General features: G+C 48.1%; 14 protein-coding genes. 11 read left to right on the forward strand and 3 right to left on the reverse strand.

The features are described 5' to 3' along the window. Window positions 1-75: 75 nt before the first annotated feature. Window positions 76-822, forward strand: a complete 747-nt coding sequence (locus tag QL234_RS17670; RefSeq protein WP_281559128.1) for a flagellar basal body L-ring protein FlgH — start codon at window positions 76-78, stop codon at window positions 820-822. Between the two features lie 26 nt (window positions 823-848). Then, window positions 849-2,009, forward strand: a complete 1,161-nt coding sequence (locus QL234_RS17675; RefSeq protein ID WP_281559129.1) for a flagellar assembly protein T N-terminal domain-containing protein — start codon at window positions 849-851, stop codon at window positions 2,007-2,009. A 187-nt stretch (window positions 2,010-2,196) separates the two neighbouring features. Here QL234_RS17675 and QL234_RS17680 read toward each other — a convergent pair whose 3' ends face one another. Further along, window positions 2,197-2,526: a hypothetical protein gene (locus tag QL234_RS17680; protein WP_281559130.1), complete on the reverse strand. Its 330-nt coding sequence runs from the start codon at window positions 2,524-2,526 to the stop codon at window positions 2,197-2,199. Between the two features lie 28 nt (window positions 2,527-2,554). Beyond that, complete coding sequence (locus QL234_RS17685) at window positions 2,555-3,415, reverse strand: EamA family transporter (protein WP_281559131.1); 861 nt, start codon at window positions 3,413-3,415, stop codon at window positions 2,555-2,557. 240 nt (window positions 3,416-3,655) lie between these two features. Between QL234_RS17685 and QL234_RS17690 the strand changes: the two genes are divergently transcribed. The 4 genes from QL234_RS17690 to QL234_RS17705 all read left to right on the forward strand — a co-directional run bounded on the left by QL234_RS17690 (window position 3,656) and on the right by QL234_RS17705 (window position 7,312). Continuing rightward, complete coding sequence (locus tag QL234_RS17690; RefSeq protein ID WP_281559132.1) at window positions 3,656-4,414, forward strand: SapC family protein; 759 nt, start codon at window positions 3,656-3,658, stop codon at window positions 4,412-4,414. Window positions 4,415-4,535: 121 nt separating this feature from the next. Continuing rightward, a complete protein-coding gene (locus QL234_RS17695) occupies window positions 4,536-5,171 on the forward strand; it encodes a metalloregulator ArsR/SmtB family transcription factor (protein ID WP_281559133.1) in 636 nt (211 codons plus the stop codon). A gap of 73 nt (window positions 5,172-5,244) precedes the next feature. Beyond that, complete coding sequence (locus tag QL234_RS17700; RefSeq protein ID WP_281559134.1) at window positions 5,245-6,630, forward strand: hypothetical protein; 1,386 nt, start codon at window positions 5,245-5,247, stop codon at window positions 6,628-6,630. 67 nt (window positions 6,631-6,697) lie between these two features. Then, the gene (locus QL234_RS17705) at window positions 6,698-7,312 is read left to right on the forward strand and encodes a YjaG family protein (RefSeq protein ID WP_281559135.1); all 615 of its coding nucleotides are present in this window, start codon (window positions 6,698-6,700) and stop codon (window positions 7,310-7,312) included. A gap of 54 nt (window positions 7,313-7,366) precedes the next feature. On the opposite strand, the gene rsmD is transcribed toward QL234_RS17705, so the two are convergent. After that, a complete protein-coding gene (gene rsmD, locus QL234_RS17710; protein WP_281559136.1) occupies window positions 7,367-7,978 on the reverse strand; it encodes a 16S rRNA (guanine(966)-N(2))-methyltransferase RsmD in 612 nt (203 codons plus the stop codon). Window positions 7,979-8,096: 118 nt separating this feature from the next. Between rsmD and ftsY the strand changes: the two genes are divergently transcribed. The 5 genes from ftsY to QL234_RS17735 all read left to right on the forward strand — a co-directional run bounded on the left by ftsY (window position 8,097) and on the right by QL234_RS17735 (window position 15,395). Next, on the forward strand, window positions 8,097-9,581 hold the full coding sequence (ftsY, locus tag QL234_RS17715) for a signal recognition particle-docking protein FtsY (RefSeq protein ID WP_281559137.1): 1,485 nt from the start codon (window positions 8,097-8,099) through the stop codon (window positions 9,579-9,581). Between the two features lie 89 nt (window positions 9,582-9,670). Continuing rightward, entirely contained in the window at window positions 9,671-10,375 is a 705-nt protein-coding gene (gene ftsE / locus QL234_RS17720) for a cell division ATP-binding protein FtsE (RefSeq protein ID WP_281559138.1), read from the forward strand. After that, on the forward strand, window positions 10,368-11,342 hold the full coding sequence (gene ftsX, locus QL234_RS17725; protein ID WP_281559139.1) for a permease-like cell division protein FtsX: 975 nt from the start codon (window positions 10,368-10,370) through the stop codon (window positions 11,340-11,342). The genes ftsE and ftsX overlap by 8 nt, the downstream gene beginning before the upstream one ends. A 211-nt stretch (window positions 11,343-11,553) precedes the next feature. Beyond that, window positions 11,554-12,417 (forward strand): RNA polymerase sigma factor RpoH, encoded by an 864-nt coding sequence (rpoH, locus tag QL234_RS17730; RefSeq protein ID WP_281559140.1) that lies wholly within the window; start codon window positions 11,554-11,556, stop codon window positions 12,415-12,417. Between the two features lie 368 nt (window positions 12,418-12,785). Then, window positions 12,786-15,395 carry an EAL domain-containing protein gene (locus QL234_RS17735; RefSeq protein ID WP_281559141.1) on the forward strand — a complete coding sequence of 870 codons (2,610 nt, stop codon included), beginning with the start codon at window positions 12,786-12,788 and terminating at the stop codon, window positions 15,393-15,395. Window positions 15,396-15,402 lie beyond the last annotated feature (7 nt).

The raw sequence follows: 15,402 nt of genomic DNA on the forward strand, positions 1-15,402 counted from the left end.
GTTATAACAAAAGGCTACAGAACCAAGTCCAAAGCGCTGCAATAATAAGATCAAACTCTGCCTGAGCTGAAACTTATGAAAAACCGGATTTTTATACTTGCCCTGTTAAACAGTTTGTTATTTGCCTGTAGCACTACCGGCGAACTGGATAAAGAGATCATCAGTGACAGCCCCACCAACCCTAAGGTCAGTCAGCGACCGGCGCAAAAACAAAGCGAAGAAGTGATGCCGGATGCGCCCGCCTACCGGCCGATAAGGGGCAGCCGGATAGAAGTGGTGCAGCTGCCGACCGGTTCTTTGTTTAATCCCCGTCGGGCGATAGGCCTGTACCAGCCCAGCAGCCATTATCAGGTGGGCGATATGATCCTGATCCGGCTGGAGGAGAAAACCACGGCGAAAAAATCGCTGGATTATAAAACCGATAAAAACGGTCATTTTGAATTGCAGCCGGTGACCTTTAATGCCGGTAATATCCAGGTGGGGGATAATGATTTAAGCGCCGCATTCGAGCAGGAAAATACCTTTGACAGCTCGGCGCAAACCAAGCAAAACAACTCCCTGACCGGCGATATCACCGTCTCTGTGCGTGAACTCTTACCCAACGGTAACCTGATTGTCAGCGGGGAAAAATGGCTTACCTTAAATACCGGCGATGAATATATCCGCTTTTCCGGGCAAATCCGGGCCAGTGATATCGACAGCGATAATTCCATCAGCTCGGTTAAGGTCGGCAATGCCCGCATCGAATACAGCGGTAAGGGAGAGCAGCAGGCGAACCAGGAAAAATCCCTGCTGGGTAAATTATTCGGCATCCTGGAATAGGAACCTGACTTATGTGGCCGGTGTGTATGCGATTGTTATTTCTTTTTATCCCCTTTATTTTCCCGCTTGCGGCAAGCGGACAGTGGTATCAGGGTAGCGCGCAAGTGGCCGTTACCGGTTTTGATTTTGATGAAGTGCGCACCAGGGCAATCAAAAGGGCCATCACCAATGCTTCGTTTCAGGCCAGCAGTTATATCAATGCCGAGGAAATTGTGCTTGACGGTTTATTGCAAAGCAGTAAATCCGCGATCCGCAGCGAAGGGCGGCTCAGGCGGGTGGAAATCCTCAGTGAAACTGTGCTGGATGATATGCTCACGGTGGAAGTTCGGGTGGACTTTGAACCCCAAATGGGCTGCGCCGGCGATGAATATCGTAAAAGCCTGGTGATCGCCCAGATGCCTTTGCTTAATGCCGCGCAAGGGGCTAACGGCGGCATGTTTAATATCGGCAGCCATGTCAGTAAAAGGTTTGAGCAGCAGCTGCTGGCGCAGGAAAATGTTGCTATCGGCCAGTTGCTGAACCAGGCTTTTCTGCCCCATAACAGCATGCAGCAAATTGACTACCGGGAAGCAGCGGAAACCGCGCGTTATCTGGCGGGGGAATATGCCAGCCAGTTTATTTTGTTCGGTTTTATCCGGGATATCAGTTTATTTGAGCAGGTCAAAGATCAGTTGCTCTTTGATGACGTTAAACTCAGGCGCAATTTTACCATGCAGATCTATCTGTTCGACGGTATCCGCGGCAGTATCCTGATGCAAAAAGAATATCACGGCGAAAGCGATTGGTTATTTGCCGCCCATGAAACTGTAGATACCTATAACAGCCTGTTTTGGCGCAGCGATTACGGACGCATGATGCTCAATACCATTAACGGTGCGGTGACTGATATCGATGATGCCCTAAGGTGTCAGCAAAGCCTGGCACAGGTGATCAGCAAGGGAGAGCACGAGCTGGTGATCAATATGGGCAACAAGCATGGTTTAAAGGCCAGGGATGAGTTCAGGTTGATGAAATATCGGCTGCTGGTCGGTGCCAACGGGCAAAGCCTGCCGTTATTGTCGGCCAATGAACAGAGGTTTTTCACTGTTTCCCGGGTAGACAGCCAGAGTGCGGTATTAACCAGCGCCAGTGCCAGCCTGCTCGAAAACAGCCACCTATTTGACTTTGTCAGCCCCAAAACCCAATAAAACCTAACTTTGGCGATGAAAGCTTAAAAGCGATTTTTTGGGTACTGGGGGAAGAGGCCCATATAGTCACACCAGGTGCTGATATTTGAGCCTGGCATGAAAGGGTCAGAAGCGTTTTTTTTGGTATTGGGGGTAGAGTTCCATATAGTCGCACCAGGTGCTGATATTTCAGCCTGGCATGAAAGGGTCAGAAGCGTTTTTTCTGGTATTGGGGGTAGAGTTCCATATAGTCGCACCAGGTACTGAAATGACTGGCATTAAAGCGGGTATCTGTGGCCTTGTACCATTTCGAACTGTTTAACGGCGGCAGGCGGAATTTTATCTTATAGCCGTTGATAGCGACATAACACAGCAGTTCTTCCCGGGTTTCATTGGTGATGCGTACCCGGGCATAATCCTGGGTATTGCGGTCATGGACGATTTTTATTTTCGGCATGGCATTAAGTTCAAAGGGAAGCAAGCATATTACGCATAGCCAGCAAATGACAGCCAGTGCCCGTGAAGTCGTTGTCAACATCTCTTGCCTCCTTTGTTATCCCCTGTCCTCAGTCTACCTTATTTTCCAGCCTTTGGGTGATTTGTTGCGCCCAGTACAGGCTGATAATGATCAAGCCCCCGCCTACGGCCAGCCGGGTGATATCGGCGCTTTCATTAAATAGCGTCAAGGCCAGCAAGACCGCCAGCGGGACATAAGCGTTGTTCATGATGGCCAGCAAGGGGGCGGAAACCTGTCTGGCCCCCAGGTTCCACAGGAAAAATCCCAGGCCTGAAGCGATCAGCCCGAGATAAACCAGTACCGCCCATTGGCGCTGGCTGATCACTATATCGCTGCCTATGGCCTGGGGCAGCGCCGCCAGTGCCGTTAACAGCATAGCTCCCAGGTACATGGACGCCATGTTGACCTTATGCGGGCTGTCTAAAGTCACAGAATAATGTTTATAAGCCACCTGGCCAAAAGCAAACGCCAGATTGGCCAGCTGTAAAATCGCAAATCCGGTGACGACTTGCCCGGAGTCCGGCATTTTAAAGACTATGATGGCGGTGGCTAAAATCGATAATAATACCGGTAGCAGCAGCACGGCGTTGAAACGCTTTGTCAGCAGGGCATCGAAAAGCATTACATATAAGGGGGTGAAGATGGTAAAAACCGCCACCAGGTAACCGGGTAAATACTGATAAGAGGCGATATAGGCGAGATACATCATGCCAAACTGTATGCTGCCCAGCAGCACCAGGCGCAGGTTAGGCCGATACTTTTTTGCCATCAATGCCAGCGGCATAAACAGGAGAAAACAAAAGCCCAGGCGAATAAACGCCACCAGTGCCGGGGGGATGCCGGTGAGCTCCCCTTTAATTAAACCGAAAGAAAATGCCCAAAGCAGCGATACTGCGAATAATGCCAGCAAAGTATATTACCTTTTTATCTTTCCCTGCCCGCTAAAGCATTTGGCGCGGGGATATAAATTAATTTTGCCGGTTATTGTACTGAATTTCTTTAAAAACAAATGGGGTTAATCAAAGAAATGCGGATTTTTTCCGGTTAATTTGAAAAAGACCATTGAAAGCGCCGGCCTATGTCGCCATTATAATCGGCAACATTATAAAAATATGCTGCAGTTGCAGCGATCAGAGAAAGAGATTTATTCATGGCTAAAATGGTTCCAGTAAGAAAAGAACAACATCAAAATTTAAAAGTGGCGGCAAAGCGTGATTTATCTCATGTTGCTAACCAGCATATCGTACCGGTAAATGCAGTTGAGTTTGCCCAGGCGGCGACCAGCTTCCCTGTTGTTATCGTAAAAGATCCCGACTCTAACCGTTTCCGCTCTGTAGCTATGCTAGGCTTAGAAACCGGCGAAAACCTGTATTACAGCAAGGAAAAATGGAATGCGATCTTTGTTCCGCAAAGCATCGGCATGGTGCCTTTTGCCTTAGGTCTGGATCCGGAAAAAGAAAAAACCCTGACCGCCTGTATCGATATGGACAGTGCCTTTGTTGGTGAAGACAAAGAAAATGCCTTGTTTGATGACAAAGGTGAAGAAACCGAATTCTTGAAAAAAATTCAGGAATCACTGGGTCGTTTATATGACAATGAAGTGGCTTCTGAAAAATTCATCAAGGAATTAGTAGATAATGATCTGCTGCAAGAGCTTGAGCTGAACATGTCACTGGTTAGCGGCGAGAAGAAAAAGCTGGTAGGTATCTACACGGTTCACGAGAAGAAATTACAGGAACTGAGCGATGAAAAAGTTATCGACTTCCACAAGCGTGGCTTATTCGTACCTTTACATGCCATGTTAGGTTCTATTGCCCAGGTTAACCGTTTGGTGCAATTACGTAACGAAAGCTCAGACAACAAAATCAACGGCATTCAGATCAGCCCGATCGCCGCTGAAGAAAAATAAAGCTGACGTTTATCGTCAGTAATGGTTAAGAGGCGTTATTCAGGCGAATGTCGCCTCTTAATTGACATCTTATATATACTAAAAAATATACATAAGCAGATATTCACGGCATAATAGTCTGATGGAACAGATCAAAAATGTTGATGCCATTTTGGCACAATTAAAAAACCGGGGGCCCATGACCTCGGGTAGCTTAGCCGACATCCTGGATATGACCAGTATGGGGGCGCGTCAGCATCTGTTACGCCTGGAAAAGCAAGAACTGGTTTCCTCCTTCTCCCAGAGAGCCGTGGTCGGCAGACCGAAAAAATTATGGCAACTCACCGCCAAGGCCCATGCAAAATTCCCCGACCGTCATGCGGATTTAACCCTGCACCTGATTGATTCCGTGAAAGTCATTTATGGCGACAGCGGTTTGGATAAGCTGATCAGCGCCCGGGAAGAGAAAATCATCGTGTTATATAAAGCCTTGCTGGATAAATGCGAAGACTTAGCCGGAAAAGTCGCGGCATTAGCTCATCAGCGCTGTGAAGAAGGTTATATGGCCACGGTGGAGTCGGTGAATGACCATGAGTTTCTGTTGATAGAAAACCACTGCCCTATCTGTAGTGCCGCCAAAGCCTGCCAGAATTTTTGCCGTTCTGAGCTGGATATTTTTCAACACAGTTTTGGCGATAATTATCTGGTGGAACGCCAGGACTACCTGCTAAACGGCGACCGCCGTTGTAGCTACAAGATCACAAGTATTACCCGCTAAAAACCAACAGTCGGTCAATCCTGTGCTAATTTAAAGTTATTACTTGTTAAATCAGCCCGGAAATGAGGATGGTATGGCGGATTCGCGCAAGCTGCCCAAGGAATTAGCAGAACAAATACAAACGATAGCCGGCAGTGTTTATGTACAGGTGGAAGAAGAGCTCACCACTTTACTTGCCGGACAAGTCCCTCCCGAAATCAAAATAGCAGATATCAGCCGTGAGCAGTTGGCCCAGCATCCGGATTATCAGGTGCTGGAAACACAAATATCATCTCTCAAGGAGCAAGTTGCATCACTGGAGGCAACATATGATGACTTGGCTGATAGCAGCAAGAAAGCATTACTAGATCAAAAGCAGGATCAAAAGCTGGAGCAAGAGAAAGATCAAGAGCAGCTTCAGGCAGTATTGGAACAGCAAAAGCAAACCATAGCCAGCCTTGAAATCAGTGAAGGTAAACTCAGTAAAGATAATGCAGCCAAAGCGGCTACTTTAGATATTCAGAATAAGCAAATCTCTTCCCTGCAGCAGGAATTAAATGAAACCGCCAGTGAACTGGAGCGGGTGAAATCAGATGCCAGACAAGAGAGTGAATCTGCCCGTGAACAGCAAGAGGCTCAGCAGCAACAAGTCGCCGAATTAAGCCAAATTAATCACATGCTGAATAAACAATTGGCACAAACACAAAGTGAACTGGATTTGGCTGTTTCAACGGCGGGGCAAGATAAGCTGTCGGCTAAAGAGCAACAACAGGCACTGCAGCAAGAATTGTTTGAGTTAAGCAAAAGTAACAACAAGATCACCGGAGATTTACAGTTAAAAGCAGCCGAGCTGAAAAAGCTGCAGAGTGTCTTAACCAATAAAGATAGCGTGATTAAGCAGTTCACCGTTGAAGCCGAAGCCTTGCAAGCGGAAAAAAGACAACAAAGCCAACTGATTGCCGAACGGGAAGAGCAGCTCCAACAACAGGCGGGGGAGATTGAACAGATGTTAAAAGATGCCGGGCAGCGCGAACAGGTTTTGAAGGAAAACCTGGGTAAAGCCGATGCCCGGCTGGGATCTCAGCAGGAAGAATTAGCAGGGTTAAGGAAGAAGTTGCAAAGTGAGCAGGATAAATGGGCATTGCAGCTAAGTGACGGGCAAAGCAAGCAAGAGGAGTTGATAGCAAAACTTAAGCAAAGCGATGAGCAAGTTAGCCAATATCAACAGCAATGTGATGAGCTTGAACAAAAAGTTTCCGGGTTGAACAATACCCTGAAAAAAGCTGAGCAAAGGCTGGAGAAAAATCGGGAAAAATTCCAGGCTGATGGCGATAAAGCCAGGGAAACCATTAAATATCTGAGGGATGAAAACTTTGAATTAAATTCCCGCCTGGAAACCGAGCTGGGGGAATTAGAAAGTAAATTGACGGAATATCGCTTACGTTTCGAATATGCGCAAAAGCAGCTGGAGAAAAATTAGCGCGCTGCGCACTTAGCCGGAATTTTTGATATAATAGCCTAAATATCAATAAAAAAGTCTTATTCCTGTGGCCATTCACCTACCCTTATCCCGCTTAAGCCAGTGGCAGCAAGTTACCTTTTGCGCCGCGTTATTAGAGCGTATGTTACCTAATTACCAGATGTTTTCTCAGGCCGTTGATTTTGGCGATGGCAAGTTATTGCGCAATCAGCTGGATCTGTTGTGGCAATGGCTGGATAAAAATAGCCGCACTAAAATTAATTTTGAGGCGCAGCTGAATAAACTCGAAGCCGCTACCCCGAATCCCGAGCATTTTGATACCTATGGCGTATTTCCCGCTTTAGATGTTTGTATGGCCCTGATGTCGGTATTCCAGGGGATCCAGGATAAGAACAGTGCCGACTTTGCCAGTGTCGCTCGCCTGTCCGCCAACAGTGTTTATGGCTATGTTGAATTGCTGTTGGTTGAGGAATTAGTTGAAGAAAGCGGTGAAGAAAGCGATGAAGGGCTCACTGTTGCACCGGAGGCCCTGGAGCAACATCCGCTGGTGCAATGGGAAGTGGCCACACAAAATGAGTTATTCGATTTCCTCAAAGAGGCCCCGGAAAATAAAAAAACCTGTGAACAAGCCAAACAGATGGTGATGGAAGAAGGCTTGTCCAATTTAGGTATTGAAGTGTAAGGCCGATATCCGGCTATTAATAGCCGGATATCTGTTAGGTGTCACAGTCTTATTTTATTCCGGGCAATAACGGTATAGCCGGTAACTTACCTGCCCTGCGGTTTTTTCTTTTAACAGCTGCCAGTTTGCCGGCAGCTGTTGGCTGCTGTTTTGCTCGGTTTCCACATAAATAATGCAATTGTCTGCCAGGCATCCGGCATTTAATAAAGCTGCCGCTTGCTCGGCCAATTGTTTATTAAAAGGCGGGTCGAGAAAAACCAAGTCAAATAGTGTTTCATTTCCTTTTTTGCGGGCAGCCGGTAAGTCGCGTAAATAACTCAGGCTGTCGGTATGCACTATCTGCATATTTTCCGCTTTTAACAGCTGTTGATTTTGCCTTAGCTGGTTTGCCGCTGCTTTATTAAGCTCCAGCAAGGTGACCTGCTCAGCCCCTCGGGACAAGGCTTCAAAGCCTAAACTGCCGGAACCGGCAAAGCAGTCAAGGCAAACGCTTTGCTGTATATAAGGCATCAGCCAGTTAAATACCGTTTCTTTTACCCTGTCTGTGGTTGGTCTCAGGCCTTCCGCCAGGATCACGGGTAATTTTCTGCCCCTGTGCTTGCCGGCGATGATGCGAATATTGCCTTTGGCTGCTGTTTGTTTGCTTTTTTGCGGTCGTTTATTCATCTTGATGACAGCTTTTGTTTTTCGTATTGATTTATGATGCTATTATACCGGCAATTTTATCCTTGTTTGATGCGTGAATACTAATAGTATTGATACGCCATGATTGAATTTATTCTATATGTCTAAGAAAAAAGGTTTATTTTCCTGGTTAGGTTTAGGTGGCCAGAAGAAAGAAAAGCAAAATGAAGCCGAGCTTGAAGCAGAAAAATTAGCGGCGGAAAAAGCCGAAGCAGAGCGCCTTGCCGCCGAGCAGGCAGAAGCGGACAGGTTAGCGGCGGAAAAAGCCGAAGCTGAGCGAATTGCCGCCGAGCAGGCAGAAGCGGATAAGTTGGCGGCGGAAAAAGCCGAAACAGAACGCCTTGCCGCTGAGCAGGCAGAAGCGGATAAGTTGGCGGCGGAAAAAGCCGAAGCAGAGCGCCTTGCCGCCGAGCAGGCGGAAGCGGATAAGTTGGCGGCGGAAAAAGCCGAAGCAGAGCGCCTTGCCGCCGAGCAGGCAGAAGCGGACAGGTTAGCGGCGGAACAAGCCGAAGCTGAGCGCATTGCTGCCGAGCAGGCGGAAGCGGACAGGTTAGCGGCGGAACAAGCCGAAGCAGAGCGCATTGCCGCCGAGCAGGCAGAAGCGGACAGGTTGGCGGCGGAACAAGCCGAAGCAGAACAAGCGGAAGCCGAAAAGGCCAAACCTAAAAAAGCCGGCTTTTTCACCCGATTAAAACAAAGCCTGACCAAGACCCGGCAGAACCTGGGTGGCGGGATCTTTGATTTGTTCCGTGGCAAAAAGATCGATGATGAATTATTCGAAGAATTAGAAACTCACTTGTTACTGGCGGATGTCGGGGTGGACACCACCACTAAAATTATCGATTCCCTGACCGAGTCTGCCAGCCGCAGCCAGCTAAAAGATGCGGAAGCGCTTTACGATTTGCTTAAGCAGGAGCTGAAAAAAGTGATCGAACCGGTGAGTCAGCCGCTGGAAATTCCGGATACCCAAGGTCCTTATGTGATCTTAATGGTGGGGGTTAATGGTGTCGGTAAAACCACCACCATAGGTAAGCTGGCGAAACAGTTCCAGGCCCAGGGCAAGTCGGTGATGCTGGCTGCCGGCGATACTTTCCGCGCCGCCGCAGTGGAGCAGTTGCAGGTTTGGGGTGAGCGTAACGATATCCCTGTGATTGCCCAGCATACAGGTGCAGACAGCGCCTCGGTGATTTTTGATGCCATCAGTGCCGCCAAAGCCCGCGGGGCGGATATCTTGATCGCCGATACCGCAGGTCGTTTGCAGAATAAAAATCACCTGATGGAAGAATTGAAAAAGGTGGTGCGAGTCATGAAAAAACAAGATGTTGCCGCGCCCCATGAAGTGATGCTGACCCTGGATGCCGGTACCGGACAAAATGCCCTGAGCCAGGCTTCCTTGTTTGATCAGGCGGTTGGTTTAACCGGTTTAACCTTGACCAAGCTTGACGGTACAGCCAAAGGCGGGGTTGTCTTTGCCATCGCCGATAAGTTTGCCATGCCCATTCGTTATCTTGGCGTAGGGGAAGGTATAGATGATTTAAGGCCTTTTAACGGTGATGATTTTATCGATGCGCTTTTTGAAAAATAAAGCCTGGCTTAGTTACGCAAAAAGAACAGTGCAGTAATAGCCGAATCGTCATAATTTTAAATAACAAAAAGAATTAAGTATTAAACGTTATGATCCGCTTTAACAATGTTAATAAAACCTATCCCGGGGGGTATATCGCCCTCAAAAGGGTGAGCTTTTCCCTTGAGGCCGGTGAAATGGCTTTTTTAACCGGTCATTCCGGGGCCGGGAAAAGTACTTTGTTGAAGCTGATCAGCCTGATGGAAACCCCGACTTCCGGCAGCATAGAGATTAACGGTACTGAGCTGTCCAGCATCAAATACCGGCAAATACCTTTTGTGCGCCGGGGTATCGGCATGATCTTCCAGAACCATAACCTGCTCATGGATCGCACCGTTTTTGATAATGTTGCCTTACCTTTGGTTATCGAGGGATACAGCCAGAAAGAAATCAGCCATAGGGTGGAAGCTGCCCTGGATAAGGTGCACCTGAGCGCTAAACTGCGCTGTTTCCCTTATATGTTGTCCGGCGGCGAACAGCAAAGGGTGGGGATTGCCCGTGCCATAGTCAACAAACCGCCGATATTGCTGGCGGATGAACCTACCGGCAACCTGGATCCTAAATTATCTTTAGATATTATAAGGTTATTTGAGGAGTTTAATGCCTTGGGTATTTCGGTATTAATCGCCACCCATGATTTGGGCCTAATCGCCCGGATGAAGTATCGTACCTTGACCCTGAAAAGCGGCACTATGATCACCGACGGTATTGTTGATGGCTTAACCACCGCCGAGACGGGAGCTGCCGATGTCTGAGCGCACAGAGATGGCCAATAGCCGACAATCACCTTTGCTGCGGCTTTTATATGTGTTGCCGCTGCGGCATTTGCAGCAAGCCATAGGCAGTTTGGGAGACTTATGGCGGACCCCGCTGTCATCGGTGATGACGGTGTTGGTGCTCGGGATCAGTTTGACCCTGCCGGCGACCTTACATTTATTTGTTAAAAACTCGAAAGTGGTTACCGAGCAATGGGATTCGGCCTCCGAAATAAGTTTGTTCTTAAAGCTTTCGGTAGACGATAAGGCGGCGAAAAACCTGGTGCAACGGCTTAAGCTGTATCCCGAGATTGCCCAGGTGCAGTATATTTCCGCCACGGATGCCTTAACCGAGTTTAAATCCCTGTCCGGGTTTGGCCAGGCGCTGGATTATCTGGATACGAATCCCCTGCCGGCAACCGTGCTGGTGACGCCGACAAAACGGGCGGCACAGACCCAGGCGGCCAGAGAGCTGTTGGCGAAGCTGGAGCAGGAGCGGGAAGTAGAGCTGGGCAAGCTGGATTTAGAATGGTTGTCACGGCTTGAAGCCATGGCGCAGCTGGTGGAAGATATAGTGATCGGGGTCGCGGTACTGCTGTGCCTGTCTGTGGTGCTGATCATCGGCAACACCATACGGTTGGCAATTATGCAGCAAAAAGATGCGATCGCGGTGATGAAGCTGGTAGGGGCTACCGACAGTTTTATTCAACGGCCGTTTTTATATTGCGGTATCTGGTATGGTATTTTCGGTGGCCTCTTTGCCTGTATTGCCGTGGCCGCTTTGGCAGAATACCTCTCGGGGGCGATCTTTAAACTGACCCAGCTTTACCACAGCAGCTTTGTGTTAACGGGCTTATCTTTCAGTGAAGGATCTGTGTTGATCCTTTATGCGGTGTTATTGGGGCTGATCGGCAGTTATATCTCGGTGCGTCAGCATATTAAAGAGATCGAGCCCACCGCCGACTGATCCTTTTCAAAGATGCAAAAGGATCCGTTAAGGGATCCTTTCGCGACCGCCCTGTTACAAAATCAAACATTTTTTTACTCTCTGTTTCTCATTATTATGTCATTTGGCATTGTTTTGTCCTGTTGGCTGGGGTAATGTTGTCCTACAATACTCGCCAGGTAATATAAAGCGTGTTAAAATCGCGAGTGAATAATAGTAATGGAGTTTTTTGATGAGTAACATAACGCAATCAATGGCACTGACCGTCCCTCAAAGCGGCAGCATTGAAGCATACATGCAGTCGGCGTATAGCATACCTATGCTCAGCGCTGAACGTGAGCATGAGCTGGCAACTCGTCTTTATGAAAGTAATGACCTGCATGCAGCCCAGGAGCTGATCATGTCGCATTTACGCTTCGTTATTCATATCGCCAAAGGTTATGCCGGTTATGGCTTGCCGCAGGCGGATCTGGTGCAGGAAGGCAATGTCGGTTTGATGAAAGCGGTTAAGCGCTTTAACCCGGAAGTGGGTGTTCGCCTGGTATCTTTTGCCGTTCACTGGATCAAAGCTGAAATTCATGAGTTTGTGCTGCGCAACTGGCGTATCGTTAAAGTCGCTACCACCAAAGCCCAGCGGAAATTGTTTTTTAACTTACGTAAAAATAAAAAGCGCCTTGGCTGGTTCAGCAATGAAGAAATCAGCACAGTAGCCGATACTCTCGGGGTTACAGAGAAAGATGTCATGGAAATGGAGTCTCGTATGAGCAACCAGGACCAGGCGTTTGAATTGTCTTCCGATGACGACGACAGCGGCGCCGGCCTCGGTAATTTTGCTCCGGCGCAATATCTGGAAGACAAGCAATCTGATCTGGCCACCAGCGTCGAAGATGCCAACTGGGAAGATCATGCCAATCAGCGTTTATCCACGGCACTGGTTGCTTTAGACGAGCGTAGCCAGGATATTATCCGTACCCGCTGGTTAAATGAAGACAAATCCACCTTGCAGGAGCTGGCAGATAAATACCAGATCTCGGCAGAGCGTGTCAGACAGCTGGAAAAGAATGCCTTGGGTAAACTGAAAAGTACCATGGGGTAATTTGTTACCTTGTTTGAGAAAACCGGCATTAGCCGGTTTTTTTATACATGGAAGTATTTATCCTGCGAGTAAATGGATTTACAGGAGCAGGGTTTATGCCCTGGACGGGCTGTGTGACACGAACTCAGGGATGAATAGGAGCGGCGGAGTATGGAAGTTTTTCAGTGTATATGATTTCGGCGCAGGCTAAGTACTTACCTCCTGTAAGTCATTAACCGTGATTAACACCGGCTAAAAAGTAATATCGTCCGGGTATTACTTTTTCTTGCAATAACAGGATGATTAATTTCACTTTGCGCTGGCAATAGCAGCATAATTTGATAGACTAATCGCTTAAAAATAATACTAATAACAAAAATGAGCAGTCCTTGAGAGAATCCGAGGAAAAAGATGACTTGCGCGCCCTGCGCCAACTTCCAAAACTTAAGTCATTACTAAAGAAGTACCGGCATGTTAAAAACATCCAGTCCGGGCTATTGCAGCTGTCGGAACTGGCCAGTACCGTTACCGAGATGGAAAGTTTTTACCCGTCTCTGGTTTCCCTTATCCGCTCTTTATTGGCCAGCGAATATTTCCATATCTGTTTGTCGGATGCCGATAACCGTCTGACCCTGGCGTATGCCCATAGTCCCGAAACCTCTTCGGCCAAACCTGCCGGGCTTTCACCCGATTGTTTAAGCCAGCGGGTGTTCAACCAGGAGGGCCCTTTACATGTGAATGTCGGGCAAATGGAGCAGCTCAAAACATCCGGAAAAATCCAGGCGTTTGAGTCGGCCTGTATCGATTGGCTTGGTGTGCCGTTAATGCGCGGCCGGGAAGTGATCGGGGTGATCGCATTGCAAAGTTATCAGCCCGGCAGCTTTTTCGCCGAGCGGGATAATCAGCTGCTGCAGTTTATTTCCGAGCATCTGGTGACGGCCATCGACCGGATAAATCGCCGGGAACTGTTGGAACTGAGTATCAAGCGCAGGACCGGCAAGCTAATCCAGACCAATTTAGAACTGCAGCGGGAAATTGCCGAGCGGCAAAAAGCGGTAAAAATGCACCAGGCCTTGCTGGCGATGTCGGAAATCACCGCCGGCACCCATGAGATAGATATTTTTTACCAGCTGCTCCATAGTGAAGTGAAAGGGCTGATTAATGCCGACAACTTTTATATTGCCTTGCTTTGTGAAGATAAGGTTCGCTTGAACTTTCCCTATTATATCGATGAGTTTAAGGCGGCGCCTAAATCGAGAAAGCTGGCCGGCGGCTTAACAGAAATGGTGTTGAATAAAGCCTGTCCTGTCCTGATATCATCGGGGCAGCTCCATGCCTTATCGGAGCAAAATAAACAGCAATCAGAGCCTTTTGCTTATTCGGGGACCCATGGACGCCTGCCTAAATCCTGGCTGGCGGCACCGCTGATGGAGCAGGATAAAATTTTTGGCGTGTTGGCGATCCAGGATTATCATAACGAAAATGCCTATCAAGAATCGGATATGGAGCTGATCCGCTTTGTCGGACAGCATATCGCTACGGCCATATTACGCAAACGGGATTTGACCAAAAACCTCGAGCATAAAGCCGAACTGGAGCGCCTGGTGAATGACAGGACGCAGGAGCTGCAGGCGAGCAATCTTAATTTGCGCATGCAAATCGAAGAAAGGCGTAAAGCGGAAAGCCAGTTATATTACGATGCCCATCATGATGCCTTGACCAAGCTGGCCAACCGGGCGATGTTTTCCGATCGGCTTACCTATGCCATACGGCATTTGAAACGCCATCCCGCCTATAAGTTTTCGGTATTATTTATCGATCTTGATCGCTTCAAGTTAATTAATGATACCTTGGGCCATCATACCGGTGATTTATTCCTGGTTGAGATAGCCGCCCGGCTAAAAGAGTGTGTCCGGGAAAATGATGTCCTGGCCCGGCTGGGGGGGGATGAATTTGTGGTGTTGCTGGATGCGATCCAGTCCCAGGACGATGTTGAAGATATCGCAACCCGTATTATTGAACGTATTGCCCAGCCCTTTGAGCTTGACGGGCAAATTCTACATTCCAGTGCCAGTATCGGTATTTCCCTTTGCCATCATCACTACCAGGACGCCAATGAAATCCTGCGTGATGCCGATGCCGCCATGTATCAGGCCAAGAGCCTGGGCCGCGGTCGCTATGTCTTTTTTGACGAAAGTATGCGCGAGCAGTTACTGGCCAGTATGACCCTGGAGCAGGAGCTGAGGGTCGCCATAAACCAGCAGCAGTTTGAACTGCATTACCAGAAGATTTCTAACCTTGAATGCAGTCAGATCATAGGTTTTGAAGCCCTGTTGCGTTGGCAGCATCCGAAAAAAGGCCTGCTGACGCCGAGTGAATTCCTGTTTATGGCGGAAGAAACCGGCATGATACTGGAAATTGAAAACTGGGTGATTGAGGAAGTGTCCCGTCAGTTGCTAAGCTGGCAATATGGCAGTGAATTCGATAATGCTTTTATTGCCGTCAACCTTTCCGGCAGGCACTTAACCCAGGTGAGTCAGCTGTCTAAACTTATTGATAACATAAGAAAAAATATAGTACTGCCGCAGCGCTTGATCTTGGAGTTTAACGAATCTGCTTTTGAGCAGCATAATGAACAGGCGCTTAAGGGCTTAAGAAAATTAAAGGCCCTTGGGGTGAAATTGGCTTTGGATGATTATGGCGCCGGTTTGTCTTCCCTGAACTTTTTATATAGCTACCCGTTTGAGATCATTAAACTCGATCGCAGTTTTGTCCGTTCATTGAAAAACAATGAAAAGAATTTGTCGGTGATACGGGCTTTGCATGAGTTAGGACAAGACTTTGGTTATCGCCTGGTGGCGGAAGGCATAGAAAATGAAGATACCCTGCAGAAATTGCATGCCGCCGGCTGTGAATTCGGCCAGGGATATTATCTCAATCGCCCGGTCAAGATCGTCAGGGATGACTCGTCTGAAGACGATAACAAACATTACGCCTAAACATAAC

Origin of the sequence: Thalassomonas sp. RHCl1 (assembly GCF_947387555.1) — a bacterium.
Taxonomy (GTDB): Bacteria; Pseudomonadota; Gammaproteobacteria; order Enterobacterales; family Alteromonadaceae; genus Thalassomonas.

Excerpts from the sequence above, each read along its gene's own strand:
- ftsX (WP_281559139.1), top strand. The coding sequence starts at position 10,368 with ATGTCTGAGCGCACAGAGATGGCCAATAGCCGACAATCACCTTTGCTG.
- QL234_RS17680 (WP_281559130.1), bottom strand. The coding sequence starts at position 2,526 with ATGTTGACAACGACTTCACGGGCACTGGCTGTCATTTGCTGGCTATGC.
- QL234_RS17695 (WP_281559133.1), top strand. The coding sequence starts at position 4,536 with ATGGAACAGATCAAAAATGTTGATGCCATTTTGGCACAATTAAAAAAC.
- rsmD (WP_281559136.1), bottom strand. The coding sequence starts at position 7,978 with ATGAATAAACGACCGCAAAAAAGCAAACAAACAGCAGCCAAAGGCAAT.
- QL234_RS17700 (WP_281559134.1), top strand. The coding sequence starts at position 5,245 with ATGGCGGATTCGCGCAAGCTGCCCAAGGAATTAGCAGAACAAATACAA.
- ftsE (WP_281559138.1), top strand. The coding sequence starts at position 9,671 with ATGATCCGCTTTAACAATGTTAATAAAACCTATCCCGGGGGGTATATC.
- ftsY (WP_281559137.1), top strand. The coding sequence starts at position 8,097 with ATGTCTAAGAAAAAAGGTTTATTTTCCTGGTTAGGTTTAGGTGGCCAG.
- QL234_RS17690 (WP_281559132.1), top strand. The coding sequence starts at position 3,656 with ATGGCTAAAATGGTTCCAGTAAGAAAAGAACAACATCAAAATTTAAAA.
- rpoH (WP_281559140.1), top strand. The coding sequence starts at position 11,554 with ATGAGTAACATAACGCAATCAATGGCACTGACCGTCCCTCAAAGCGGC.
- QL234_RS17675 (WP_281559129.1), top strand. The coding sequence starts at position 849 with ATGCGATTGTTATTTCTTTTTATCCCCTTTATTTTCCCGCTTGCGGCA.
- QL234_RS17670 (WP_281559128.1), top strand. The coding sequence starts at position 76 with ATGAAAAACCGGATTTTTATACTTGCCCTGTTAAACAGTTTGTTATTT.